Annotated in this window: 25 protein-coding genes; 20 read left to right on the forward strand and 5 right to left on the reverse strand. The window is 51.4% G+C overall.

All coding sequences use genetic code 11. The annotated features are described in order from the left end of the window. Window positions 1-13 precede the first annotated feature (13 nt). Window positions 14-904, reverse strand: a complete 891-nt coding sequence (locus EPO04_03535; GenBank protein ID TAK89145.1) for a hypothetical protein — start codon at window positions 902-904, stop codon at window positions 14-16. A gap of 175 nt (window positions 905-1,079) precedes the next feature. Here EPO04_03535 and EPO04_03540 point away from each other — a divergent pair, with 175 nt between their 5' ends. Next, window positions 1,080-1,505 (forward strand): hypothetical protein, encoded by a 426-nt coding sequence (locus EPO04_03540; GenBank protein ID TAK89146.1) that lies wholly within the window; start codon window positions 1,080-1,082, stop codon window positions 1,503-1,505. Between the two features lie 68 nt (window positions 1,506-1,573). Further along, the gene (locus EPO04_03545; GenBank protein TAK89147.1) at window positions 1,574-2,701 is read left to right on the forward strand and encodes a DUF998 domain-containing protein; all 1,128 of its coding nucleotides are present in this window, start codon (window positions 1,574-1,576) and stop codon (window positions 2,699-2,701) included. Here the strand turns inward: EPO04_03545 and EPO04_03550 are convergent. Further along, entirely contained in the window at window positions 2,691-2,978 is a 288-nt protein-coding gene (locus EPO04_03550) for a hypothetical protein (GenBank protein TAK89148.1), read from the reverse strand. The two genes, EPO04_03545 and EPO04_03550, sit on opposite strands and share 11 nt — an antisense overlap. Before the next feature lie 77 nt (window positions 2,979-3,055). Between EPO04_03550 and tatA the strand changes: the two genes are divergently transcribed. The 6 genes from tatA to EPO04_03580 all read left to right on the forward strand — a co-directional run bounded on the left by tatA (window position 3,056) and on the right by EPO04_03580 (window position 9,138). Further along, on the forward strand, window positions 3,056-3,265 hold the full coding sequence (gene tatA / locus EPO04_03555; GenBank protein ID TAK89294.1) for a twin-arginine translocase TatA/TatE family subunit: 210 nt from the start codon (window positions 3,056-3,058) through the stop codon (window positions 3,263-3,265). A gap of 6 nt (window positions 3,266-3,271) precedes the next feature. Beyond that, window positions 3,272-4,237 (forward strand): preprotein translocase subunit TatC, encoded by a 966-nt coding sequence (locus tag EPO04_03560; GenBank protein ID TAK89149.1) that lies wholly within the window; start codon window positions 3,272-3,274, stop codon window positions 4,235-4,237. A 31-nt stretch (window positions 4,238-4,268) separates the two neighbouring features. Further along, complete coding sequence (locus EPO04_03565; protein ID TAK89150.1) at window positions 4,269-4,487, forward strand: hypothetical protein; 219 nt, start codon at window positions 4,269-4,271, stop codon at window positions 4,485-4,487. Between the two features lie 429 nt (window positions 4,488-4,916). Next, a complete protein-coding gene (locus EPO04_03570) occupies window positions 4,917-5,615 on the forward strand; it encodes a response regulator transcription factor (GenBank protein ID TAK89151.1) in 699 nt (232 codons plus the stop codon). 117 nt (window positions 5,616-5,732) lie between these two features. Beyond that, window positions 5,733-7,166, forward strand: a complete 1,434-nt coding sequence (locus tag EPO04_03575) for a hypothetical protein (GenBank protein ID TAK89152.1) — start codon at window positions 5,733-5,735, stop codon at window positions 7,164-7,166. Further along, window positions 7,153-9,138: a hypothetical protein gene (locus tag EPO04_03580; protein ID TAK89153.1), complete on the forward strand. Its 1,986-nt coding sequence runs from the start codon at window positions 7,153-7,155 to the stop codon at window positions 9,136-9,138. The genes EPO04_03575 and EPO04_03580 overlap by 14 nt, the downstream gene beginning before the upstream one ends. On the opposite strand, the gene EPO04_03585 is transcribed toward EPO04_03580, so the two are convergent. Beyond that, window positions 9,101-9,748: a hypothetical protein gene (locus EPO04_03585; protein TAK89154.1), complete on the reverse strand. Its 648-nt coding sequence runs from the start codon at window positions 9,746-9,748 to the stop codon at window positions 9,101-9,103. The genes EPO04_03580 and EPO04_03585 overlap by 38 nt on opposite strands. Further along, window positions 9,738-10,160, reverse strand: a complete 423-nt coding sequence (locus EPO04_03590; protein ID TAK89155.1) for a disulfide bond formation protein B — start codon at window positions 10,158-10,160, stop codon at window positions 9,738-9,740. Before EPO04_03590 ends, EPO04_03585 begins: the two co-directional genes overlap by 11 nt. Before the next feature lie 167 nt (window positions 10,161-10,327). Here EPO04_03590 and EPO04_03595 point away from each other — a divergent pair, with 167 nt between their 5' ends. From EPO04_03595 to EPO04_03645, 11 genes are all read left to right on the forward strand, one after another. Then, window positions 10,328-11,104 carry a hypothetical protein gene (locus tag EPO04_03595; protein ID TAK89156.1) on the forward strand — a complete coding sequence of 259 codons (777 nt, stop codon included), beginning with the start codon at window positions 10,328-10,330 and terminating at the stop codon, window positions 11,102-11,104. 10 nt (window positions 11,105-11,114) lie between these two features. Beyond that, a complete protein-coding gene (locus EPO04_03600; GenBank protein TAK89157.1) occupies window positions 11,115-11,729 on the forward strand; it encodes a hypothetical protein in 615 nt (204 codons plus the stop codon). After that, on the forward strand, window positions 11,726-12,199 hold the full coding sequence (locus EPO04_03605; protein TAK89158.1) for a hypothetical protein: 474 nt from the start codon (window positions 11,726-11,728) through the stop codon (window positions 12,197-12,199). The genes EPO04_03600 and EPO04_03605 overlap by 4 nt, the downstream gene beginning before the upstream one ends. Then, window positions 12,192-13,613: a sodium-transporting two-sector ATPase gene (locus EPO04_03610; GenBank protein ID TAK89159.1), complete on the forward strand. Its 1,422-nt coding sequence runs from the start codon at window positions 12,192-12,194 to the stop codon at window positions 13,611-13,613. Before EPO04_03605 ends, EPO04_03610 begins: the two co-directional genes overlap by 8 nt. Further along, entirely contained in the window at window positions 13,610-14,464 is an 855-nt protein-coding gene (locus tag EPO04_03615) for a hypothetical protein (protein ID TAK89160.1), read from the forward strand. Before EPO04_03610 ends, EPO04_03615 begins: the two co-directional genes overlap by 4 nt. Beyond that, window positions 14,457-15,806 (forward strand): F0F1 ATP synthase subunit beta, encoded by a 1,350-nt coding sequence (locus tag EPO04_03620; GenBank protein TAK89161.1) that lies wholly within the window; start codon window positions 14,457-14,459, stop codon window positions 15,804-15,806. The genes EPO04_03615 and EPO04_03620 overlap by 8 nt, the downstream gene beginning before the upstream one ends. Further along, window positions 15,806-16,060 (forward strand): hypothetical protein, encoded by a 255-nt coding sequence (locus EPO04_03625; GenBank protein TAK89162.1) that lies wholly within the window; start codon window positions 15,806-15,808, stop codon window positions 16,058-16,060. The genes EPO04_03620 and EPO04_03625 overlap by 1 nt, the downstream gene beginning before the upstream one ends. A gap of 97 nt (window positions 16,061-16,157) precedes the next feature. Then, window positions 16,158-19,616 (forward strand): hypothetical protein, encoded by a 3,459-nt coding sequence (locus tag EPO04_03630; protein TAK89163.1) that lies wholly within the window; start codon window positions 16,158-16,160, stop codon window positions 19,614-19,616. A 65-nt stretch (window positions 19,617-19,681) separates the two neighbouring features. Beyond that, on the forward strand, window positions 19,682-20,140 hold the full coding sequence (locus EPO04_03635; protein TAK89164.1) for a MarR family transcriptional regulator: 459 nt from the start codon (window positions 19,682-19,684) through the stop codon (window positions 20,138-20,140). 12 nt (window positions 20,141-20,152) lie between these two features. Further along, window positions 20,153-23,344, forward strand: coding sequence for an efflux RND transporter permease subunit (locus EPO04_03640; protein ID TAK89165.1), 3,192 nt, complete (start codon window positions 20,153-20,155; stop codon window positions 23,342-23,344). A gap of 42 nt (window positions 23,345-23,386) precedes the next feature. Continuing rightward, the gene (locus EPO04_03645) at window positions 23,387-23,968 is read left to right on the forward strand and encodes a hypothetical protein (protein ID TAK89166.1); all 582 of its coding nucleotides are present in this window, start codon (window positions 23,387-23,389) and stop codon (window positions 23,966-23,968) included. 8 nt (window positions 23,969-23,976) lie between these two features. Here EPO04_03645 and EPO04_03650 read toward each other — a convergent pair whose 3' ends face one another. Further along, window positions 23,977-24,477, reverse strand: a complete 501-nt coding sequence (locus tag EPO04_03650) for a hypothetical protein (GenBank protein TAK89167.1) — start codon at window positions 24,475-24,477, stop codon at window positions 23,977-23,979. Between the two features lie 187 nt (window positions 24,478-24,664). On the opposite strand from EPO04_03650, the gene EPO04_03655 reads away from it, so the two are divergent. Then, on the forward strand, window positions 24,665-24,862 hold the full coding sequence (locus EPO04_03655; GenBank protein TAK89168.1) for a hypothetical protein: 198 nt from the start codon (window positions 24,665-24,667) through the stop codon (window positions 24,860-24,862). Window positions 24,863-24,942: the final 80 nt, after the last annotated feature.

Below are 24,942 nucleotides of genomic sequence, written 5' to 3' on the forward strand. Positions count from 1 at the left end.
TGTTACTTATAACTTAACTTCGTTTTACCTTGTAAACATCCTGGTAGTACCAGCTGGCTCCGGCGGCAACTAGCAGAATTAGGGCGATAGCGAGCAGGATACTAGATTGGTTGTTAAAGGTTGTAATGAAGGCGTTGTAGACGTTTTCGACCACGGTACGAACATTGGTGTCGGAGACCTGCGCCAGGATAGGTGGCTTAAACAACGGTCCAATCATGAGGGCGGTGATCCAGAATATACCCACAAAACCGGCTTGAACCGCCAGGACTACGTGCAGCGCCTTTAGATTTTGGCGTTGACGGTAAATTGGGTAGACCAATAGGCCAAGTGCGGCCAGTAGCGAGATGGGCCCTAGCCATAGCAACACCGTACCCATTACGTAAATGTTGGGCAGCTTGGTGGCGTCAACCAAGGTAATGGTGTCGGGGAGGTCTTCTGGGTTAAAGCGGTCTTCATCAACCGTTTTACCGGTGGTTTGTTCAGCTAAGTCGAGCACCTTGGTGATTGTGTCCTTGATTGGAACCAGGTTGATTTCGATCGACTGGGGATCTTTTGAGGTGATGATGGTGTGTAATCGGCTGATGCTACGTTCCACCACTGTTTCGGCGACGTTTGAATCAAGTAGTCCTGCGACTAGCTTGGTGGCCGGTTCTTGAATTGCGCGCTGTGCTACGGGTCGGTTTTGGAGGGCCTTGTCGACCACCGCAGTGGCGAGGGCGGTCCGGCTGGAGTCGCTAAGTAGCGCCTCGGTTGTAACATTGGTGAAGTTGGTGGTGTTAAAGATGTAGTTGTTAAACCAGAGCGCCGAGTTGGCAATAAGTAATAGTAGGCTGGCGCCAAAAGCGGTCCCAATTAAAACTCGCATCCGTACGGTTAGGCTTGAGTTTGTCTGTGTGTTCGCCATAGTTACAACCCTTTATACAGCCATAATACACCTATGTTGTAAGTAATCAACAACAGATCTTACAAAGTGGCAGTTGTAATTGTGGCAATTGCCAAAGCTAGATGATGGCTGCGGGAGTAAGCTAAAAGTGTAAGTTAACATAGCAGCAGATCGGGGATGCCGCGGAGGAGGAGTTATGGCAACAACAACAACCAAAACAACCGGCTGGGTTGGCTGGGTAGCATTTGGGGCGGCGATGATGATGCTATCGGGGGTGTACCAACTAGTCGTTGGCTTTGCCGCCATTTTTAACAGTGACTGGCTAGTATTTGCTAACCAGGGGGTTTACTTGCTGGATTTGACCTCGTGGGGCTGGGTACATGCCTTGCTGGGTGTCCTGCTGATTGGCTCGGGCATCTCGCTGTTTAGCGGCAGCGCGCTAGGGCGAGCCGTTGGCACCGTGGTGGTGTCTTTGGCAATTTTGGCAAACCTGCTCTTCTTGTTTGCTCTACCGGTCTGGTCGGTAATGGCCTTGATCGTTGATTCTTTGGTACTTTACGCAATCTTGGCTCATGGCGACGAAATGAAGCCGTTGGCTGAAACTAGCGATCACAACTATTAAGCGGGTAATGGTTGACGCGGTTAAAACAATGGGTCTAGTATGACCTCAGGATTAGACCAAAGGTAAAAATGTCTCAGCTACAGACCGGCATTTCGGCGGCGGCGGCCGACCGCATAGCACTTAGGTGGTATGCGGTTCCGGCCGTTGTTGTTGGCTTGGTGGCTCTGGCATGGTTCGTAGCCAGTGGCGCCCCAACCATTGGAATCACCGGTGAGCTGTCTATAGCCAGGATAGCAATTTATGGTACTTTGGTGGCTGGTATTTTGGTGTTTGGTTACGCCTATCGTTACGGTCAGATTAACCGAGGTGCATGGCAAAAACTGAACGGTCCTACCCGGGCTCTAGATATTACAACCCTGACCATATCCCATGCCGTGGTTGTGGTGGCGCTGGTGGCCTTACTATGTTTTGTGCTTACCAATGCTTTTAAGGGCTTGATGTTTGACCCATATACAGCCGCCTTATTGGTGTCGGCGATGGTCGGTATGGCTAGCTACGCGTTAATTATTTTGGCGCTGAATATTAATATTGGCCAGATTGTGGCGATGCTGGCAGTGGTATTAATTGGAGGAGTGTTGTTGGCGATGGTAACAAACCAGCAGGCCAATTGGTGGCAGATCAACTTTAGCTACCTGGGGTCGGCCGACTCAGCCAACAGCTTAGCTTTCAACCTAACCTTGGTATTTTCTGGCTTGATGATGGTGGCACTATCGCGGTTTGTTTTTGACCAGCCAAAACAGCTTTACGGTAAATCAGCCCAGCACATCAAAATCCTGGAGGGACTGTTTATAGCTACAGCCTTGGCTTTAGCAGGAGTTGGCCTGTTTCCTTACACGCCAGATACTATTTTGGTATATCTACATAACTGGTCGGCGACCTTGCTAGTAGTATTTATCTTGGCAATGATAGTCGGCTTACGCTGGTATGTTCCATCCATTTCGCGCGAGTTTACCTATACCTCATACATGATCGCTCTAGTGTTAACGATAATGGTTTGGTTATTCCAGGGTATTGGGTATTTGAGTTTAACCGCCTTCGAACTAAGCGCCTTTGGCGTAAGTTTTGTCTGGCTGGTGCTGCTAATGCGCAACTTGCAGTTATTGCCGAAGCCAGATCCTGCGAGGCAGGAGCAGGTGGTGCCGGCTAAGGTCCAGGCTAAAAGCCCCGCTCGACGACCCTCGGTTGTCAGTATTTAAGTAGCTGGTCGGTGTCGCTGGGTGCGGCGGCTTGATCTGTAGATCGCTTGCGCCGTTTGGCAAAAAAGCGCCAGGCAAAAATACCGACCGCTACCGCTAGCAAGATTGCTCCGCCCCAAAACAGTAGGCCGGGACCGGTGTTTGGTAGAGGCAGATTAAAGCCACCGGTGCTATCGGTGCTGCCGTAGCGCAGACCCCCATAAGTACCTTCGCCGTAAGCTTGGGCTCGAAGTACCAAGTGAGATAAAAACTGCATAAGCTGACTAAATACTTCCACCAAATTACCCTTTTACAATGCTTATGCTCATGATATCATAAACTTAACGTGTGATTTAAGTGGGGAAGGAAAAAGTAGTGTTTTTTGGCAAGTTTGAAGAATTGTTAATCATCCTCCTGATCGTTTTGATCTTGTTCGGAGGCAAGAAGATTCCTGAATTGGCTCGCAGCATCGGTACTTCGGTACGTGAAGTCCGCAAGGGTGTTCGCGGCGAAGATGACGATAGTCAGGTTAAGACCGCTCAGACTACTCGCAGCAGCAAGACCGCAGCCGCTAAGAAGAGCTAGATATCGGTGGCGACAACCACTGCTATCCATCATGGCCACCAGCCGTTTCTCGACCATATGTACGAGCTTCGGTCCAGAGTGCTTTGGTCGGTGGCAGTGGTTTTTGCTGGGGCGGCGATTGGATATTTATTCCGCAACCAGCTGATTAGCGCCTTGGCCCAGCCACTCAATATGCCGCTTTATTACACCTCGCCCAGCGGTGGTTTTTTGTTTGTCATGCAGGTGTGCATGCTGGCTGGTGGACTGATTGCTCTGCCGGTATTTTTGTATAACGGCATCCGTTTTTTTGAGCCGGCCTTTGCAAAAAGCCGGCTGAGTCGTCAAAAAATTGGGGTCATTATTGCGGCCTCGGCGGTACTGGCAACCGCCGGAGTGCTATTTGCTTACGTCGTGGTGCTACCAGCTTCGATTCACTTTTTTAGCATGTTTAATGTTGGGCCAGTAAACGCTTGGATTTCGGCAAAAGAGTATTTAACCTTTGCCACCAGCTACCTCATGTTGATGGCCTTTTTGTTTCAGCTCCCGCTGATTTTACTGGTGGCTAACTCGATTCGGCGCTTTCCGCCCGGATCAATTGGTAAGTGGCGCAAATGGGTGGTGATTGGCAGTTTTGTGGTAGCGGTCCCGCTAACTTACGACATTATGAGCCAAGTTTTAATGGCGGTGCCAATTATTTTGCTTTATGAAATTTCCGGCTTAATGGTTTGGTCGTTTAATCGGCGACATCATCAAAGGCAGGCGATGATGAGCCATGGAATAACCGGTCTAGAAGATGTTCAATGGGTGGAGCCAGACCTGCTGGCCGCTTACTTGCAGAGTCAGTCTAATCAGCAAGAGCCGGCTCCGGTCGTGGCGGCTGCGACCGATCCAGCTCCTATTAACGATCAACCGTTTATGGAAGCACCCCATGTCGAGCCGACTACTCCAACTAAAACCACTCTTGACCAGTCCGGCCCGCTTCAGTTAGGATAAGCACAAGCATTAAAACAGACATAGGAGTTATATGGCTAAGTTACTTGACGATGTTTTATCGCAAGAGATGGATCGCAAAGAGTTTTTGGTGCGCGTCGGTGCCGGTGCCATGGCACTTGTTGGCATCTCGGGAATGATCAAGGGTCTTACCGGTACAATGGGCGGCGGCCAGGTTAACGGTTACGGATCGGGTTCCTACGGTGGGGTTGAGCCAAGCCAGCATCAAGCTGGTTCCACCAAACCTTTCTAGAAGGTTCAAACTTTAAAAAGCCGGCAGTTAGCCGGTTTTTTTGTGCTTACAAAACCCTTGCGCTTATAAAAATAAACGCTTATGCTATATATAGAGTTATAAATAATACAAAAGCTCTATATATGGTGTAAAAACACAAGCAAGGGGGATACATGGTTGAGGGGGAAAACCAAAAGATACAAAATACAAACAAACAATCACGTGCCATTGGGAGGGCGCACGCGCCACCACAAATAAGCTAATATCGAACGCTAGTCAGATGTCAGAGCTAAAAGCCTCCAAACCTGGAGGCTTTTCATTTATTTTTAGGTCAGTACCTTAATTTAATAATTATTTAATATTTGATTGTTATTATCCAAATACGATCAATTGCTCTTTGGGCGAAAGATCCGCATAATATCAAATAATTGCGAGGGAAAGGCAAAAACCGTGCGCATATTGGTAATTGAAGACGATTCAGCGATGGTAGCGGCGATCCGGCGCAGTCTACAGTCGAACTACATTATCGATGTAGCGACAAATGGACACGATGGACTGCACTTGGCTGACATCAACCAGTATGACTTGGTAATGCTAGATCTTAGCTTGCCCGACTGCTCCGGCTTAACGGTTTGCAGTAAGTTGAGGGCAAATGGTTACACCACACCGATTTTGGTGGTAACCGCTCGTGCTGAGGTCCAGGACAAGGTTTCGCTGCTAGATGTAGGGGCTGATGACTACCTGACCAAGCCCTTTAGCTTAGACGAACTTAAGGCGCGTATTCGAGCGTTGCTCCGCCGCGAGGGCGGCACCAGCTACAACAGTCAAATTGTGGTGGGTGATCTGGTGGTTGATACCGCGAGTCGTAGCGTTTCGATGCGCGGCCAATCGGTTCCGTTGCGTCGCAAAGAGTTTGATTTGCTAGAATATCTGGCTCGCAGTGCCGGCAAGACTCTGACCCGCCAAATGATCCTAGATCATGTTTGGGAGATGAATGACAACATTTGGACCAATGCAATTGATGTGCATATTAAATACTTGCGCGACAAAATCGACCGTCGGTTTGGTGTGCGGATGATACAGACGGTCCATGGAATTGGCTACAAGTTGGAATTACCGCAACCAGCAATCGGTGGCAAAAGGAGGTGATGAGTATGAGTGAGATCATTGAAGCGGTTTTAACCGATACCAGCGTTCGCGACCAAGAAAAGTTAGCGAAGGTGGTAGCCCAACAGGCCGGGGAGTTCATTCCATGGGGGTCATAGGATGATCTATCGGGGAGCGGAGCGGGGTCGCGCTGTAATAGCGGGGCCTCGCAAGCTCATAAAAATAACAAATTTAGAAAATTTTGGTCGTAAAATTTTGCGCCTAAAGTCATCTGATCCTGAGCGCCGCCGCAAAGAATTTGTTTTATCGGTGATGTTGGTTGGTTTGATCTGTACGGCTTTGATATCGCTCATTATTACCCTGATCAACTCTCTGGTACTTGCAAATTATCAGGGAGCTCATCCCTTGGTATTAATGATCTGCCTAACACTTTTCATGTTTCTTTATTGGCTTAGATATTGGTACCTGGAAGCAGCAATTTACTTATTTGTTTTAATTCTGGCAATATGCGGGATAGTACCCTTAATGTTATGGGGCGTGGCGCTGCCTCAAGGTTTATTGATCTGCGCCCTAGCGATCACCGTTTCTGGTATTTTGCTTGATGCTCGCTGGGCAATTACCTTAATGGTTATAACTACCGTAGTAATGGCATTGCTAGCTAGCCTTCAGGAGCAAGGAATTATTGCCGCTAGAACAGAGTGGCAGCACATTAATCCAGATACAACTGACGCGATTGTGTTTGCTGTCACGTTTGCGGCTATTGCGATGGTTTCCTGGTTATCTCATCGGCAGACTATGCACTCACTGCATAGCGCCAGGGTAAGTGAGCGCGCCCTGCAGATTGAGCGTAATTCGCTCGAGCTAAAGGTAAAGCGGCGAACCCGGCAGTTAGAGTTGAGTCAGCTAGAGCAGATGCTGCAGCTACAGCGATTCGCAGAGTTTGGGCGGGTCAGTTCGGGTCTGGTGCATGACATAATGAATCCTTTAGCGGCGGCTTCATTGAACTTGGATTTGGCAGGAGAGTCAGACGAGGTTAAGCAGGCCCGTAAGAGTCTCAGTTATATCGAGCGTTATGTAGATACGGTTAGCAGACAGTTGCGAGCCAGTAGTTCGCGCCGCCTGTTTGTGGTGGAGGAGGAGATAGGTTCGGTGATGCAGATACTGGAGTATCGTCGTCGTCAAAAGATGGTTGAAGTTGAGATAGATGTCTCTCCTACCGCTAAGTTGTATGGTGATCCTGTGGCGTTTAGTCAGATTATTGCCAACTTGGTCGTAAACGCAATTGATGCATATGACGAAGCGGCCGCTGAAGTGCCGGCTAAGGTGGTGTTGCGAGCGGTTGAAAATGATCGGAGTTGCATAATAACGGTCCAGGATTGGGGAGTGGGAATTAAGCCGTCCTCTATGAAGCGGATTTTTGATCCGTTTTATACCACTAAAGATAATGGACGTGGCTCAGGTATTGGCTTGGCTTTGGCTAAAACGGCGGCCGAAAAAGATTTTGGCGGCAGCCTAGAAGTGATCAGTCGGCCCAAGCTCGGCACCCGTTTTACCGCTACTCTGCCGGTGAAAAGGGCGGGTGAAAATGATTGATGGCGGTTTGGATCAGAGCTATCGGCGGGCAATAAAGTTTGTTGCCAGTCAGCAAAATAAAAGTGGCAGTTTTGATTGTTTTAGTAGTTCAAGCGTAGATGATTTTACTGGCGCTGATAGGCATCAGGCAATTTTGCCAATGGCGGTGATATTGAGGGCGCTTAATGGGATGGAGCTTCCGGATGCGATTAGGGTTAGGCGAAGTCTAGCTGGTTTTTTGGCGGGGCAGGTTGGGGAGCATGGCAGCTTTAATTACTGGGTGAGAGGTAGTGATAGAGCTAGTCAGCAGCCGTATCCAGATGACCTGGATGACACTAGCTATGGCTGGTTGGCCCTGACACTCGAGGATCCCAATACGCTTAGCGCTCAGGTGCTAGCCAAGTTGGCTCAGCTGCTGATGGCCGTTGAGGTTGAGCCCGGTGGACCATATCGAACCTGGCTGGTTGGCAGGGCGGCGGATGCCGAATGGCGGGATGTAGACGTGGCTGTAAATGCCAATATTTGGTCTTTAATGAGGCGTTTGGGAGTAAACTTGCCGGGCCTTGAAGGATGGCTAACCGTGGCGGTAAAAGAGGGTGAATTAAGGTCGCGGTATTATCCGGGCGAGGCAGTGATTCTATACTTTTTGGCGGAATGGAGCCGCGGCGAACTTAGGAGTTTGTTGCAGGATCGATGGAGGGCGGAGCTGGCGCGTAAAGATCATAGCTTGTTAGAGCTAGCTTTGTTGACGGTGGCAGGGGTCTGGCTGGGAGTCGGTCGTTCGACGATTCAGCCGCTCGTGGAAGAGCTGATAAATAGTCAGGTCATGGACGGTTCGTGGCCGGCTGCAGGATTATGCTATGACCCCGCTAAGGCTGGGCGGTGTTACTACGCGGGGTCGGCGTCGATGACAACCGCGTTAGCGGCCCAGGCGTTGTGTTTGGTGCAGGCAATGGACGGTTCGGTCGTGCCCAAGCCGGTTGCGATAGTAAAGTCTGCAAAAGCCGCACCAATGTGGCCGGCGGTCAGGCGTCATATTCAAAGGTTGCCGCAGTCCGCCCAAATTTTGGCCGAACCAATTCTCAATAAAGTACACAAACTGGATGCCAGCCACGGGGTAACGGCGTTGGTGCCGCACATCATGTTACAGATTAAGCCCAAAAATAAAAAACTACCCAAAGGCCATCGGACGGCTCGCAATCACTTAATTTTAGGGTCACTTTATGGTTGGTTGGCCTACACCGCTTCGGATGACGTTCGGGATGGTGAGGCCGATTACCGGTTGCAGCCACTAATCCAGCTGTGGACTGGTCAAATGCGCAGCCATTTTTGGCAGGCCAGTGGCAATAGTGAGTACCAGCGATGGACTGACCGACAGCTGCAAATTATGGATATGGCGCACCATTGGGAGCAGCAAAACACCCGGTTTGAGGGTTCGAGAGTTCGGGTCGATGAGCTGCCGGAATACGGCAGTAGTCGCCGGTTGGCCGAAGGATCAAGTGGTCACTTAATTGCGCCGGTTGGGGCGCTAGTGGCTTTGGGGTATGAGTATAATGGCTCGGTTAACCGAAAGTTAAAACTAGCCTTGCGTCATTTAATTGCCGCCCGTCAGCTACATGATGATGCTCATGATTGGTCGCAGGACTTGGCGGAAGGCCAAATTAATTTTGTGGCGGCTCAAGTACTTCGAGCAGAGTTTAAAAGTCAACGCGGCAAAACCCTCAACCTGGCCGATCCGCAAACTATGGCTGGTTTAAGACACCGTTTTTGGAGTAATACGGTTGATGACATTTTACCCCTGATTCAGCGGCATCTGTACGTCGCAGAGCGACAGCTGGCCGACGAGCCATTATTGGGTGGTCTAGAGGATCTAAGTAGGATGATTCAGCAGCTCAAGCAAACCACTCGAGACACCTTAGTCCAGCGAAACCAAGCCCGCCGCTTTTTAAGTGAGCTTACTTTTGACCGAGTTGCTGATCGATCAGCTGTTTGAGGTTTTGGTAGGTAAAGCTATCGGATTGTTGACCGTTAATGTAGAAGGTCGGGGTACCTTGTACGCCCAGGGCCTCACCATCGGATTTATCGGCTTCGATGAAGGCGGTATGGGTGTTGTCGCCAATCTCCTTTTTAAAGCGTTCAATATCGGCCACACCTACTTCGTTGGCGTACTTAATAAAGCTTTCACTTGGGTTTGATAGCTCACTCCACTCTTGCTGGTTGGCATACAGTTTACTGTTCATCTCCCAGTACTTGTTTTGGGCTCCAGCAGCCTCGGCAGCCTTAGCGGCAGCGATTGCGTTTTGGTGCATTGGGAGTGGGAAGTTGCGGAAAACAAAGGTGATCTTGTCGCCATACTCCTGTTTGATTCGCTCAACCACCGGCTGGGCCTGTCCGCAAGACGGACACTGGAAGTCACCAAACTCAACCACGGTTACCGAACCACTACCTTGCTTATGACTGTTGTCCCGAATCAACTTGCTGCTATCGGCTTTTTCGGTGCTGGCTGGCTTATCGCTGCCGCTGCCGGTTAAAACAAACAGTCCAACCATGGCGCCAACAACTAGCACTAAGATGGCGGTTAAAATTTTAGCTTCACGACTCATCTGAACTCCTCCATTCCACGATCATGCAACCAATAATAACAGTAAAAGCTACTAACGACATAAATGGGATGGTGATGAACCCAAGTAGGTGCACCTGGACGGTGGTGCAGGATACACCTTGGACACAGGGGGCGAGTGTATCGGGGATGATCTTCCACTGTAACAGGGTGTGGTACAGGGAGATGATCCAGCCGATTAGTGACAGCGGGAGAACGTACTGCCAAAGTTGGCGCTCGCGGCGAACGATTCCAACCGCCAAAATAATCGCTAACGGGTACATCATGCTGCGCTGGTACCAACACAGCACGCAGGGCGGTAGTTTAGCGATCTCGCTGAGGGCGAGGCTCCCCAGGGTGGCAACCAGGGCCTGGGTAAAAGCGATGTAACGACTGTAGATAACCGACTTAGGCATATTGACCATGATAACCCGCCGCATACGAGCTGTAAATTGGGGCTGCTAGATATAAGCGTAACTGCTATAATATATGAGATAATTGAGAGCACTGTACCGAGGTGGGATTACGGCACCATTACAAGTTGTTGACTGGAACCGCTCCAAGGCAAACGCTAGGAGTGGTGGTGGCTGTGGTAGTAACCCTAGCGCTGGCGGCTCCGGCAGTGGTAGCAGCAGCGATCAGCCAGAGCTACCGTGGCGATCAGCAGATTGCAATTGGGGCCTTGGTCGCGTCCAAGGGTGATAGTAGTGATCAGGTTGAGTTGGCCGATAGCTCAAATGCCGATAAGCTGGTTGGCGCGGTGGTTGGTGGCAGTGACACGGCGCTAAATCTGTCTAACCCGGGTGATCAAGTGCAGGTGGCGAGTAATGGCCTAACCAAGGTAATTGTGACCGATCTGCAGGGCGACATTACCAGCGGCACGCAAATTGCCCCATCTTCGATTAAGGGCGTGGGCGCCAAGGCGACCTCCGCCACCAAGGTGATTGGAGTGGCCCAGAAGGCGGCCGAATACGGCGGCCAAACCGCTACGGTATCGGATAGTAGTGGCAAGAGTAAACAGGTAAAAATTGGCACGGCAGAGGTTTTGCTGCAAATTGCCTATTACAGTCCACCGCAGTCGAACACTCAGGTGCCACAGTTTTTGCAGCAGGTAGCCAACTCGGTGGCTGGCCGCGAGGTAACCACCTGGAGAGTGATTACAAGCTTTATCATTTTGATGGCAGCCATTATTGTAATTACGGTACTGCTGTTTTCGTCGGTGCACAGCACGCTAACGGCGATTGGTCGTAATCCGATGGCGCAGGTTAAAATTTATCGCGGGTTACTAAGGGTGGTGCTGGCGGCTGTGGCAATTTTTGCGGTGGCGGTTGGAGCGGCCTTTATAGTATTAAGGTTGTAATGAGGTGAGTATGACAGAAATTCTTTATGCCGTTATTGGTCTTCAAATCCTATTAACCGGGCTGGTTGTAGTTGTGTTGTGGCGGGCCCGCCGGCCGGTCAAGCCTGCCGCTAAGCCAGCCGTTTCGGCCGCCAGCGAAGCCGAGCTGCGTCAGCAGATCGAGGCGCAGCAGCAAGCCATGCTCAAGCGACTACAGGAGGAAACCCAGAGCTCATTTGAGCAATCGGTGAGCGAATCATCAAAACTGTTTCGATCGGACCTGGCCGAAACATCTAAAAAGCTCAACACCTTGATTGTGCGCTTAACGACCGAGGTGGTTGAACGGGAGCTAGATGAGTACCGTCAGAGCTTGGTGGCTGCTCGCCAACAAGCCTTAACCAGTTTGCAGCAAATGCAGCAGTCGGTCGAAGAAAAGCAGCGTGCGCTGGAGGCCGACGTTAACAGTGAGCTAGCTAAACGGCAGCAGTATCTGTTGGAACGCCTGGATCAGCGCCTGGGACAGGCGGTAACCTCTTACCTAGTCGAGGCGCTGGGCCAAGGGGCCGACTTGGGGGCTCAGCGTGAGTACTTGTTGGCTCAGCTCGAGGCGCATAAGGATGAGTTGAAAAAAGAGGTCAAGCAGTGATAAAGGCGCTTCCTAATCAAGTTTATTCGCCCGACCATCTGCATTTTTGCATTGAGGAGCTGACGCTGTACGCGGCAGCGGTGGGTAAGGCGCTGCGAAGTAAAAAACCAATTCCCGAAGCACCAACCTCGGCCGAAAGCCAGGCTTTGCTCGAGCTGCTACCGGCCACCAGCAAGCTATCAATCCAGGAACAGCTTCAGCAGCTGGTGAGTGAGCTGGAGTCGTTGGCCGCTCAGCTACCGGTCGTTCATATTACGCTGGTATCGCCGGCACCCTACAGCTTAAAGCAAGAGCTGGTTGGGTGGATACGCACCAATCTTAACTCGCTAGCATTGGTAGCCTTCCATGCTAATCCCGATGTGGCGGGTGGTTTGATAGTGAGAGCCGGCAACGCCACGATCGATGAGTCGTTTCGAAGTAGGCTGCAGCGCAATCCGGCTAGTCTAACGGAGATTTTAGCCAATGTATGACAATAAGGCGTTTCAGCGCTTAATGGATGATGGTCGGACCAACGGCGAGGTAATTAGCCTTAAAGGCTTGGATTTGATGATTAAGGGCCTCGAAGGTGCTAGCGTAAACTCGTTAATACTGTTTGAATGTGGCGAGCGTGGTTTGGTGCGGGCAATTCATGATCATTGCGTTGAGGTGCTGGCTTTTTCGGTCAAAAACATACGCATCGGTACGGTTGGCGTATTAGAGCAAGAAACCTACCAGGCTGGCGTAGGCGACGCTTTGGTTGGTCGAGTGATGAATGTGGCGGGCGAGGCGCTTGACGGCAAAGGCGCGATCACGCCGACCGGTTACGCCGAGGTTTTTGCCACCGCTCCGGGTGTAGCCGAGCGCCAACTAGTCGATAAGCAGCTGGTTAGTGGTGTGGCGATTGTGGACAGTTTGTTCCCCTTGGTGCTTGGCCAGCGCATGGCGATACTGGGTGATAGCAAGACCGGCAAAAGCACCTTTTTACGCCAACTAACCACCAGTCAAGCCCAGGAAGGCAGGGTGGTTATATACGTTTTAATTGCCAAGCGACAGATTGAGATTGACGCCTTAATCCAGCACCTTAATACCACGGGAGCAATTAAGCGCAGTATTGTAATTGTCGCGAGCGCCTTTGAGTCGCTCAGCCTCGCCTATTTAGCTCCTTATGTTGGCTGTACGGTTGGCGAGTATTTTTGGAGACAGGGCAAGGATGTGGTGGTGGTTTATGATGACTTGAGCAGTCACGCCAAGATTTATCGTGAGCTATCTTTGCTGGCGGAGGTAAGCCCCGGCCGTGACTCATACCCTGGTGACATGTTTTATGCGCACTCCTCACTACTGGAGCGAGCCGGCAAGCTAGCCAAAGGCGGCGGAACCTTGACGGCGCTGCCGGTGGTGCTCACCCCAAATGACGACATCACCTCTTATCTTTCTACCAGCTTAATGTCGATTACCGACGGTCAGATCATTTTTGATCAAGATAATTTTAGGCGCGGAGTCAGGCCGGCGGTTAATGTTGGACTGTCGGTCTCGCGCGTCGGTGGGCGAGTTCAGAGCCCAGAATGGAAAACCTTAACGGTTAATCTGTTCCGCAAACTTGCCGACTACCGGCAGGCGGCTGAGTTTGCTCAGTTCGGGTCGGAGCTGGCGGCTCAAACTCAGGCCGATCTAGCTTTGGGTCGATCGGTATACGAAATTTACCGCCAAACCCCGCAAGAGCTTCACAGTGTAACGGCTCAGTATTTAATGTTGGCGACGGTTTTAGCTGGAGGGGGTAAGGTAACGATTAACATCCCGCTGCTTAAAAAGCTGGCCACCGAGCGCGCCGCCGGTAAGCCGGCCGAGGATTGGAGCCAAGAGGTGCAGCAGCTGTTGGCACAGGTTAAGGTTGGGGTGTCGGTATGAAGCGCGCGTTAGTGATTCAGGATGAGCTAAAGAAGGTCGACACGATTCAGGACATGGCTTCGGTGTTTGAGGCGGTGGCGAGTATCCACATTGCTCAAATTAAAGACCAGGTAGTCGCTTCGACCAAGTTCTTTCATGAGCTGTGGAATTTATACAGCCAGCTAAGAGTCGACGAAAAAGAGCTAGGTCGCGAACGCAAGGACTTGATTAAAGACCGAGAAGCGGTGATCGCGGCGACCTCGGATGGCTCGCTGATTGGTGACATTGATGAGCGGATTATGACGGCGATGTTAAATCATCCCAACCTGGATAAAGCCGATATCTACGTGATTGGAGCGCATGGTGTTACTTTGCTGTCGCGGCGTGGTATTCGGCCCAAACAGGCCTTCCGGTTGCCAGAAAAAGACCAAAACATTCAGGTGGGTCCAATTGCCGAGGTTCTAAGTAAGTATCAGCGGGCGACCATGTACTATCAAACCTACGTTTCATTGCTACATCAAGACATTGCCCGGATTGAGCTGTTTAGTGCTGTGGCGGCGCTGGGCCAAAAAGCCGCCGCCGGAGATGTTATTTCGAGCCGCGATTACATCTTTGAGCCGTCTCTGCCCGAAGTTATAAACTATATGGAGTCGGTGATGCTCGAAATCGCTCTTGGTCAGATCATGCTTGAATCTAAGTTGGCTCAATACGCCAGTCGCTTTAACGCCATGCACGCGGCCAAGTCTCGAGCTAACGACATGCAGTCGGACTTAAAGCTCAATCTGCATCGGGCGTTACGGTCACAGGGGGATGAGCGAACTCGCGAGATAATGAGTAGTATAAAAGTTACCAATGGAGTGAGCCGTGGCTAAAGTAGCAACCAAGACAACCAAAGACAGTGTAGCCGGAAAGCGCTACGGCATGGTGACGGCGGTTAACAGTTTAACGGCGGTGCTGACTTGGGTGGGCGAGCCGCCGGCAATTCGCGAGCTGCTAACCATAAAAAAGGGCGAAAAAACCGCCACACTCGAAGTTCGGTCATTTGAGCAAAACGCCCAAGTAACCGCCATTATTCTAGAAGGCGTACCTCAGGTTGTGCGCGGATCAAAGGCGGAGGCCACCGCTCAAACCATTACGGTGCCGGTGGGGCCATCGACCTTGGGGCGAATGTTTAACGCCCTGGGTCAGCCAATCGACGGTGGCGCCGATTTAAAAGAGGCTCCGCGCAAGTCAATTTATGAGGTTAAGCCAGCGGTTCAGCTAGCTAAAGCCGAAACTCCGCAGGTGCTTGAAACCGGCATAAAGGTAATTGATTTCTTTACCCCGTTTGTTAAGGGCCGCAAAATCGGCATTGTGGGTGGCGCCGGTGTTGGTAAAACGGTGCTAATGATGGAGCTGATTCACAACGTGGCGCGTGATGGCAAAAGTTTGTCGCTGTTTGCCGGTATCGGCGAGCGGATTCGCGAAGGTCATGAGCTGTATGAAACCTTGCGGGCGCGTAAGCTGCTGGGTTCGGCGGTGATGTTCTTTGGTCAGATGAACGAGACGGCGGCATTGCGCTCAACCGTGGGCATGACGGCAGCGGCTTTAGCGGAGCACTTTCGTGATGAAGAAAAGCGTGACTCGCTGTTCTTTATTGACAACATCTACCGCCATATTCAGGCAGGAAACGAGCTGTCGACCAGTATGGGGCAGATTCCTTCGGAGGGCGGATACCAGGCGACCCTGTTTTCGGACCTAAAACAGCTGGAAGATCGCCTTTATTCAAACCAACAGGGTTCGGTTACATCGGTGCAGACCATTTACATACCGGCCGATGATATTAGCGATCCGGCGGTACAGGAGATTCAGCAGCAGCTTGATTCGGTAATCGTGCTGTCTCGGTCGGTGGCAGAAAGCGGCATTAGACCGGCGGTAGATTTAATCCGCACCAGCTCCTCTTTGCTGACGCCAGAAATAGTTGGCGACCGTCACTATATGCTGGTAACCAGCGTTCAAGCGATCATGCAAAAGTATGATTCGCTTAAGAATATCATCACTATTATTGGCGAAAATGAGCTAAGTCCAGAGGATCGTCAGCAGTACCAAAAGGCTAAAAAACTGATTCAGTTCTTCCACCAAGACTTCTTTGTATCGGAGGAGCTAACCGGTAAGCCGGGGCAGTTTGTGAGCTTGGCCGACACCCTGTCGCAGCTTGAGGAGATCTTAATTTAATGGCTGAGCAGCCGCGTTTTAAGGTTAAGGTTTTTTCGCCCTACCAAACCTTTTACAAGGGTACCGCGTTGTCGCTTTCGGCCCAAAACGCTACCGGCCCGTTTGATGTGCTGTTTAACCACGGCAACTTCTTTACCCTAATATCTCCGGGGATTGTAAGGGTGGATACCGGTTATGATACGGTCGAAATTGAGGTGACACGTGGCATTATGCGAGTGGCCGACAACAACGTAACGCTGTTCGCTAACGTATAGCCGGAGCAAGCTTCTACAGGTTGTTCTCGGTAAGCATAACAGCTATAATGTAAGCATCCACCATTGGTGGAAGTTGTTACATTTTGGAGATAATCGGTTGGACGATAATCGTTTGCAACAATCTGGATTGCAGGCTTCATCTCCGACACCAAACACCCCGCCTGGCGCGGGTCCTTTGGCGTACCAAAATGCGCCAGCAGCGCCGGCCGTTCCTGCTGCTGCACCAACATCAGCCCCTCGCCCCGCAGCCAAGACCAAGTTTGATCAGTACACCACCCCAAGCGTTAAAACCATTCCCGAATCAAAGCGCGCCGAACTAGAAAAGCTCAGTCGCCCCCGCCTTAATCGAATTAGATTAATCTTAACTATTCTGGTCATTATACTGGTGCTGGCAATGGTCATACCGGTGACCTATATGGTGATTGATGCTATTCGGGCCGGACAGTCTAAGCAGTCGTCCCAAGATAAAAAGGGTGGGGAGTATGTGGTGACATCGATACCGCTAAGTGATTTGGTTAAAGCCGGGGATATTAGCATAAGCGATAGCCGACAGGTAAATATTAACGGTCAGCTGCGCGTTAATAACTCCTTAATCATTGCCCCGAGCCAAGAGCCGGTTAACCCGGTTCAGGGACAACTCTATCTTAACCAGCAGACCAACCAGCTGTACTACTACAACGGTACCCAGTTTGTAGATGTGGTGACCGGCGCCCAAATTGCTCAGTTAAATGCCGCAATTACGGCCAATAGCGCCCAAACCATTACCGTCGGAGCCGGTTTGCAACGAGTAGGGAATGAGCTGATTAACACCGGCGTACTGGCTTTGCCACAAGCTTTGGACGTGGTCAGCTCCCCGACCTTTGGTGGCTTAAACCTCAGCTCGGCACTGGCGGTTGGTAACGGGGGAACCGGATCGGCCACTGCGGCGGGCGCACGGGTTAATCTGGGGGCGGCAGCGAGTGGCGCCAACACCGACATCACCAGCTTAGGAGCCCTAACTGCCGTCAGCCCTACGGCGGGTGTAACCTATAATTTCAACTCAGATCCGGCCGGCACCTACCAGTTCTGTACCACCGCTGGCAACTGCTCGGTCGTTAACGGTATAACCGGTACCGGCACCGCTGGTAGGCTGGCCAAGTTCTCCGGCTCTCAGGTTGTGGCCGACTCACTGCTCAGCGAAACCGGCACTACCGCGACTGTAAACGGTGATCTGGCTGTAACCGGTAACATTTCTGGTAACGGCGCCAACATAACCAGCCTGAGCGCTAGCAATATCAGCACTGGAACGCTTAGCGATAGCCGACTCAGCAGTAATGTGGCGCTACTCAATCGCAACAATCAGACCTTTACCGGCACCAACCATGTTTTACGCAATAGCAGCAACACCGGTAACGCTTTTCAGGTTCAAGATGCTAGCGGCAGCAACGTCTTTAATGTAGATACAATTACGCATGACATCACCACCGATTATGGCAACCTTTACATCAATGCTCTTGGTACCGTTAGCCCAACACTGTCCTCAAGTGGCAGTGGGGGAACGCTGACGGCTGCAACCTATTACTATCGGGTTTCGGCGTATAGCGCTGGCAGTCAGCTATCGGGCGCAATCGATACCACGCCCTCTTCGGCAACGACTACGGGGTCAACCAGCAGAAACATGATCAGCTGGTCGGCAGTTAGTGGAGCCGCCGGCTACTATATTTATCGCTCAACCGATGGAGGTGCGACTTATCGTCGAATTGACGTTGGCAATGTGACCTCGGCAATCGATAACGGCACAACCTACACCTGGACCGGAGCGGATTACAGTGGTGACAAGTGGTTCAACTATACCGGCAACATCTACCTTGAGCATGGCGCAGGGGTTAACTTTAATTCTGGTAATGCCCAAATCGCTGAGGATTTGAGGGGAGAGCTAGAGATTGCCAACTATAATACAGGTGGCCTTTCGGGCGGGGTAGCGGTGTATTCAGATTATTTTGGCGTATACGACACAACCGATTATCACACCAATCTGTATATGGATCGTGATGGTAAAACTACATTTTCAAATCGAGTAGATTCGACGGCTGGGTTCTTGGTTCAGGATGCGGCGGGTGGCAACCTGCTGGTGGTAGATACATTAAATCAGCAGTTGGCGGTGGGCCCGTCAGCAGTGCCAGGCAATAGTGTGCTGACGGTGGGTGGCGATACCACGAGTTCTGCTGGCGGCATCACTTTGGGCACCGATACCAACCTTTACCGGAGTGCAGCCAATACTGTTAAAACGGATGGCAATTTACAGGCTACTGGATCGGCGGCTTTTGGAAGCACCGCAACAATATTAAATACTGGCGCGCAGCGGGCGACTGTAAATATCGATGAAAGTTATGCCGACACAACCGGCGTGTCGACTGTTAATGGGCTCAATTCCACTGTAACGGTAAATTCACCCTCCGCAAATAACACCGGCTTTCTTGGTCTTGATAGTGTGGTGTTGCTGGACGGAGATAGCAATTATACTGGCTCGGCTATCGGGTCGTATAGCTATGTTCAGAAAACTGGGGCAGGCACGGCAAGCTGGCTTAACGGAGCCGAGCACGATGTTTATAACTACAGCACCGGGACCGTAGCCAATGGGGTGGGTGTGTTTGGATACCTCAACCAGGCTAGTGATGCAGGCACCATTACTAACGGCAACGGTGTGTGGGGGCAGTCTGAGATAAGTGGGGCCGGTTCAATTCAGAACGCCAGTGGTTTAATTGGGGCGGTTTATAACTATGGAACCGGCACCATTACGAGTGGCTACGGGTTACTGGTTAAGCCTGCCACTAATAGTGGTGGCGGCTCATTTGCCAATAATTATGGTGTTTACATTAATGACCAGTCAGCCGTTGGATCGACGAGTAGCTACAACTTGTACTCGGCTGGGGCTAACGCTAAAAACTACCTTGCTGGTAAGTTACAGGTTGGCAGTAGCAATACAGCCTCTCGCGTTAACATTGGCACCGATACCGATACCACCTCGGCAGGAGGGATTACCTTTGGCACCGATACCAACCTGTATCGCGGGGCAGCCAATCAATTAAAGACCGACGATACGGTACAGATTAAGACGGCCTCCGACTCAACCACCGCCTTCCAGGTTCAAAATGCTAGTGGCACCGCGCTGCTAACTGCCGATACTAGCGGAATGACCATAACGGTACAAGCCCTGACGGTAACCGCTAACTTAACGGTTAATGGGCATTTAATTACTGGCGGGAGCACGCCATCGGCGGCGGTTAATGCCAATGCTGGTGTTGGGGCAAGCTGTACGGTAAGCGGCACCGATACCGCCGGTACGATTACGGTTACGACTGGGTCGAGCGGGGTGGTGGCCGGTACGCAGTGCGCTATTACTTTTGCCACCAACTTCGGCTCGGCTCCACGAGTGGTGCTAGGGGCTTCGAGCGCCGGCGCTGGTCCACTTGATCCTTATGTCGCGAGTAGCGCAACCAACACGTTTAGTATTGGAGTGGGTACCGCTGGCGCCACCGGCACGGCCTATAAGTTTGATTATGTGGCGGCCCAGTAAGAACAAGCAGCCACTCAGACTCAAAATAGTTGACATGTTAATTATATCTCCATAGATTAGAGGGTATGAACGGAAATAATCAGCAAGTAAATAAGTCGATGAGCTTTAAGCTACATCAGGTGGTTAAGCTGCTTCACCATCAGGCTGATGTTATTTTGCAGCAGGAGCTGGGCATTAGCTTTAGCCAGTATCTGGTGCTTAAGGTGACTACGCAGATGGAGGGTCCGTCACAGCGTGATGTCGCTGCTTGTCTCGACATTACTCCGGCGGCCATCAGTCGGCACATTGATGGTTTGTGTGAGCGCGGGCTGATGCACAAAGAGGCACAGCCAGATAATCGAAGGCAGCACAGCTTGCGGTTAACCAGGGTTGGCGTCAGCAAGGCCGAAAGTGCCCAGCGATTACTGAGCGAGCGATTCGACAACTTGATGGCTACCCAGCTAAATGAGACGGAGATAGCCCAGCTAGAGGTTTCTTTAGATAAGCTGATTGTTGCCCTGCAAAATGATAAATTTCTACACTAACGAGGAGAAAACATGAGTACCGAAAAACAGCCGCAATATAACTGGGTCGCCCGCTTGACCGGGTTCTTTTTAAGGAACACCCAGATTGCTATTGTGCTGTTTTTGGTAATTGTGGTGAGCGGGCTGGTTTCGCTATTAAGCTTGCAGCGAGAAGGATTTCCGCAGGTGCCGGTTAAGGTAGCGGTAATTCAGACCGTATATAAAGGGGCTGCCCCCGCCGAGATTGAGCGAAGTGTCACCAACCCAATCGAGACCGCGCTCAAGGGCAACAACAACATCAAGGAGCTTAGCTCACAGTCGCGTGATAGTGCCTCGGTAATTACGGCCACAATTGAGCCAAGTGCCGATTTGGACTCGGCGATACAAGAGATTAACGGTAAGGTAGCGGCGGTTCAACTACCGAACGATGCCGAAAAGCCAAGCGTGTTTCAGCCCGCTACCGGTGGAGCCGCTTTCACCTATGGGCTAACCGGCGGATCAACTCTCGACCTACTTAAGCAGGGCCGCATCTTTGAGCAAGAGATGAGCCAGGTAAAGGGGGTGAAAGAGGTTAAGGCCGATGTTAACGCTGAGGCTGAGGTTGAGGTAACATTCGATACCGTCAAGCTGGTGGCTAACGGTGTTGATATTAGTAAGATAAGCGACACAGTGGCGGCGTCTAATGTTAACATTCCGGCCGGACAGGTCACCGCCGGTTCGGTCAACTCAACCGTTATTATGGCTGGACGGCTGGAGTCGCTGGAGCAACTACAGGAGGTTCGCTTGCCAACTGCTGGTGGTGGGGTGGTCCGCTTGGGCGACGTGGCAACGGTGAGTCAGCGGGTGAATAAGGACGATCAGTTGACTCGCTTTGGTTACCAAAAAGAGGGTAAGCCGGTTGGCGTTGAAGGTTTGACCTACAGCATTCAGCTGCGTGACGACGCCGATATCTTACAGGTTGATGGAGAGCTGCAAAAGGCGGTCGAACGGCTAAAGCAAGACAAGATCATTGCCGAGAACGTAGAGGTGGTACGGCTGTATGATCAGGCTGAATCAACGCGTCAGCAGATTCACGAGATCGTGGCCGGTGCCTTTGGTGAGCATTGGGAGAATATTGGCTGGTTTGGGCTGGCCGGATTCTTGTTTGGTGGTATTTGGCTGCTAGCCATTGCCATGGCGGTGTTTGTAAACGTTCGAGCGGCTTTGGTGGCCGCCATATCGGTGCCATTAAGCTTTTTTGTGACGGTGACAACGCTGTATGTCGGCGGGGTGACGCTTAATACCCTAACGCTGTTTTCGATGATTCTGGTGCTTGGTTTGGTGGTTGATCCGGTGATTGTGGTGCTCGAGGCGCTACAGCGCTATAAAGACCGTGGTTATCAAGGAATTGAGGCGGCCATGCGAGCGGTCGATAGTGTGGGTCTGGGCGTACTGATGGCGGTATTAATTTCAACAATCGTGTTCATTCCATTTGGTATTGTATCGGGTGTGTTTGGCGAGATTATCCGCTTTATTCCGATCACGGTGATCCCGGCCTTAGTGGCATCCTTCTTTGTACCAATTCTGTTTTTAACCGCGATTGGCAATCGAGTACTTAAATCGCATCACAAAGACGGTGAGGATACCAGCGAAGAAGCTTCGCTGTGGCGAGTTAGTTTGTGGTTCCAGCGGACCAACCGCTCAATCTTAAAGCGTTGGCCGCTACAAGTGGCGATCATCGCCGTGGCGGCGGTTCTACCAATCGCAATTGCCGGGTTCCTGTTTGGCACCGGCCGGATTGAAAGCGTTCAGTTTTCGAAGCCGGATGATACCGAAGCCTTAACCGTGACGGTCAGCTACCCTGCCGCCCGTAGCACGGCGTCGGTTGAGCAGCTGGCTCAAAAAACCGAGCAAGCATTGAGCGATCATGGAGAGATTCGGAGTTACCTGTACCAGCAGCAATCGCCGGGGAGCTTTACAATCCTGGCCAACCTAACTCCTCCTAGCGAGCGTGAGCGTAAGTCCACCGAGATTGTTGATGATATTCGCGGCGAGCTACCCAGTGAGCCGGGACAGGTTTACGCTAGCGCCGAAACGCTGGGAAGCGGCACGCCGGTACCGGAGTTTCCGGTACAGCTTCAGGTTTACGATAACGACCAAAAGAAGTTAAAAGACTTTTCGGTTGCTGCCGGCGAGTACTTGCGCGGGGTTGAGGGGGTTAAGCGAGTTTCGGATGGCTACACCGATGGCGATCCAGCTCAAATCACGGTTACTCCTAATATTGCTTCTTTGGCGGCGGTTGGTTTGACGCCCGCCAGCTTTGGCGGACAGATTGCCGGTGTGATTGGTGAGCAGGATCTGACCAAACTCCAGCTTGATAGCGGCGAGGTAGCGGTTATGGGCCATTACAGTAACGGAGCCAAGCCGGCCACCGAAAGCGATATTGCCGCCTTGACCGTTAGTACGCCAAGTGGTCCGGTTGCGGTTGGCAGTGTGGCTACGGTTACGTCTGCACCAGGTATTGGCTCAATCAACCATTTTAACGGCAATCGTTTTGCTACGGTTAAGGCCCAGCTGAATGAAGGTGTTGATCAGTTTGCAGTACAGGAAAAGCTAAACACTTGGGCAAAAGATAATCGCGAACGCTTTGGCCTGCTCGAGGATGCATTTGAGTCAAAGGGCGAAGGTGACGAAATTGTTAAGTCGTTCCAAGAGCTGTTTGTGGCGTTGGGCGCGGCTATCTTGCTTACCTACGTGGTGCTGGCACTGTTCTTCCGCTCCTTCTTGCAGCCACTAATTATCACCTTTGCGGTGCCGCTCAGCTTTATTGGGGTGTTCCCGGCGCTATATTGGTTTGGCGGCGGTCAGTTTGGCTTTTTGGAGATCTTGGGCATGATCACCCTGGTCGGAATCGTGGAGAATGTTGGTATCTTTGTGATCGACTATGCCAACCGTCGGGTTAAGGAGGGGATGGATCATCGTGATGCAATCGCACTTGCCACCGCGGTCAGGTTCCGGCCAATCTTCCTGACCAAGGTGTGTGCGTTGGGTTCGTTGTTGCCCCTGGCGATCATTAGCCCATTTTGGCGCGGCTTGGCGGCGGTGATTGTGGCCGGTATCTTAACCTCCGGCATTACATCGCTGTTTACCACACCAATTTTGTACCATTGGGTTGAAAGCTTTACCGCTTGGCGCCACCGTTTTGGTTCACGCATATCGGCTCGTTGGCGCCGTCGTAACGCCTAGGCTTACTTTACAAAGACTTAGCCTGGCTTTAGGCTAATATCAATGAAGGCACGTTACTTTTTTATAGCATCGGCAGTAGCCCTGGTGGTGGCGGTAAATTTTTTAATCCAGTATCAGCGTTCGATTAATGCTACCGCTCGTCAGGTTAAGGCCGATGATGTGGCCGCTGCGCCAACCGATACGTCAATGCTGGCGCTACAGAAGCGCGTGGAGTCGCATATGGGCACCTCGGTGGCGATTGTGCTGGAGGGCAGCTACCAGCGGGCGGTTGATGCTGCTCAGGCGGCAGCTAGCCCCCAGGCTAACGCCAGTGTGTATGCTCAGGCCCAGGCAGCCTGTGCTAAAAGCGGGGATTCGATAAAGCAGTCGAAGTGTGTCACCAATTACGTCAACAGTCATTCGGCGCCGGCGGCCAACCCTCAGCCAATGGTGATGCCGGATAAAGCGGCTTATACCAAGAGCTTTCATGGATCGAGCTGGACGATGGACGGAACCGGGATCGCGTTGCTAGTGGCAATGTTGTGTGCCGGTTGGGGACTGTTCTTGCTTGCTCAACCTAAGCGCCATACTCATCCTCAGCGGTATGAGCACCAGGTTTACCGGGGCCCTAACCCAAGGTTGTAAGAGCGCTATTACTTGGTGTAGTCGCGGATTGCCTTGGTGACCTTACCGTCTTCTTTGAGGTTTTCCCAGAACAGTACTTGATCACGAGAGATGTACATGGCATCTTCGGGGCCGTGCAGCTCATTACCAAGCTTGGCTAGTGATACCTGAGGCTGCTTGCTTTGGTCGTTTTTGGCGGCATCGGGTTGGACCGACTGCTGTACCTGCAAGTAGTAAATATCGCTCAGGCGGAGGTAGTTGTTGTTGACTTGCTTGAGTTTACCGAAGTAAACCTGTCCGTTAGCCAAGAAAACGGCTTGGTACTGCTTGCTGTTAACCTGAACGTTGTTGCTCAGGCTCCCGGCCAGGCGGACGCCCAAATAGGTAATCAGGCTGATCGCGGCCACAATTAAAACAACGATTAAGGTGTTTTCGAGAAAGCTGCGGCGAACTCGGCCGCCGTTTGAGCTGCGGACATGAGTCGTTGCTTTGGTATTATCTAGATTATTACTGTTTCGACGTAGTTCCATACCACTCCACTCTTTAGCATTAGCACTATATCAAAGTATAGTAAAACAACCGATTTGATGCAAATTAGCCCTTAACGCTTAAGGTTAATTTTTCTCGGAGAAAACCGGCTTTTTCAGGTGAGTTTTTATTGACAAAGGAGCAACCATTAGCTTAATCTGAAAACCAGGTTAATTAAGTGAGGAAAACATGGCTTACAACCATACGAATTCAAAGGGTCAGACCTATTATCTACACCAGCGCGACGTAACCCTAAAGGGTGGCCGCCAGCAACGTATTTACTTCTTTGCCCGCGAGGTCAAGGATGGAGCGATTGACGCATTGCCAGAAGGTTACGTGGTAGTTGAAAACCCACGCACCGGTCTGCCGATCCTCAAGAAGGGCTAAACCTTTTAGTCCAACTACCAAGACCGCCCAAACGGGCGGTTTTTGGTTTGGGCTAGCTATTATTTGAACGTTACTCAAAA

This window comes from Patescibacteria group bacterium (assembly GCA_004297735.1).
In the GTDB taxonomy this organism is placed as follows: Bacteria; Patescibacteriota; Saccharimonadia; order UBA4664; family SCTI01; genus SCTI01.

What these genes read in the sequence shown, in the direction of transcription:
- EPO04_03535 (TAK89145.1), bottom strand. Translation starts at nt 904, where the DNA reads ATGGCGAACACACAGACAAACTCAAGCCTAACCGTACGGATGCGAGTT.
- EPO04_03540 (TAK89146.1), top strand. Translation starts at nt 1,080, where the DNA reads ATGGCAACAACAACAACCAAAACAACCGGCTGGGTTGGCTGGGTAGCA.
- EPO04_03545 (TAK89147.1), top strand. Translation starts at nt 1,574, where the DNA reads ATGTCTCAGCTACAGACCGGCATTTCGGCGGCGGCGGCCGACCGCATA.
- EPO04_03565 (TAK89150.1), top strand. Translation starts at nt 4,269, where the DNA reads ATGGCTAAGTTACTTGACGATGTTTTATCGCAAGAGATGGATCGCAAA.
- EPO04_03575 (TAK89152.1), top strand. Translation starts at nt 5,733, where the DNA reads ATGATCTATCGGGGAGCGGAGCGGGGTCGCGCTGTAATAGCGGGGCCT.
- EPO04_03585 (TAK89154.1), bottom strand. Translation starts at nt 9,748, where the DNA reads ATGAGTCGTGAAGCTAAAATTTTAACCGCCATCTTAGTGCTAGTTGTT.
- EPO04_03590 (TAK89155.1), bottom strand. Translation starts at nt 10,160, where the DNA reads ATGCCTAAGTCGGTTATCTACAGTCGTTACATCGCTTTTACCCAGGCC.
- EPO04_03600 (TAK89157.1), top strand. Translation starts at nt 11,115, where the DNA reads ATGACAGAAATTCTTTATGCCGTTATTGGTCTTCAAATCCTATTAACC.
- EPO04_03610 (TAK89159.1), top strand. Translation starts at nt 12,192, where the DNA reads ATGTATGACAATAAGGCGTTTCAGCGCTTAATGGATGATGGTCGGACC.
- EPO04_03615 (TAK89160.1), top strand. Translation starts at nt 13,610, where the DNA reads ATGAAGCGCGCGTTAGTGATTCAGGATGAGCTAAAGAAGGTCGACACG.
- EPO04_03625 (TAK89162.1), top strand. Translation starts at nt 15,806, where the DNA reads ATGGCTGAGCAGCCGCGTTTTAAGGTTAAGGTTTTTTCGCCCTACCAA.
- EPO04_03635 (TAK89164.1), top strand. Translation starts at nt 19,682, where the DNA reads ATGAACGGAAATAATCAGCAAGTAAATAAGTCGATGAGCTTTAAGCTA.
- EPO04_03640 (TAK89165.1), top strand. Translation starts at nt 20,153, where the DNA reads ATGAGTACCGAAAAACAGCCGCAATATAACTGGGTCGCCCGCTTGACC.
- EPO04_03645 (TAK89166.1), top strand. Translation starts at nt 23,387, where the DNA reads ATGAAGGCACGTTACTTTTTTATAGCATCGGCAGTAGCCCTGGTGGTG.
- EPO04_03650 (TAK89167.1), bottom strand. Translation starts at nt 24,477, where the DNA reads ATGGAACTACGTCGAAACAGTAATAATCTAGATAATACCAAAGCAACG.
- EPO04_03655 (TAK89168.1), top strand. Translation starts at nt 24,665, where the DNA reads ATGGCTTACAACCATACGAATTCAAAGGGTCAGACCTATTATCTACAC.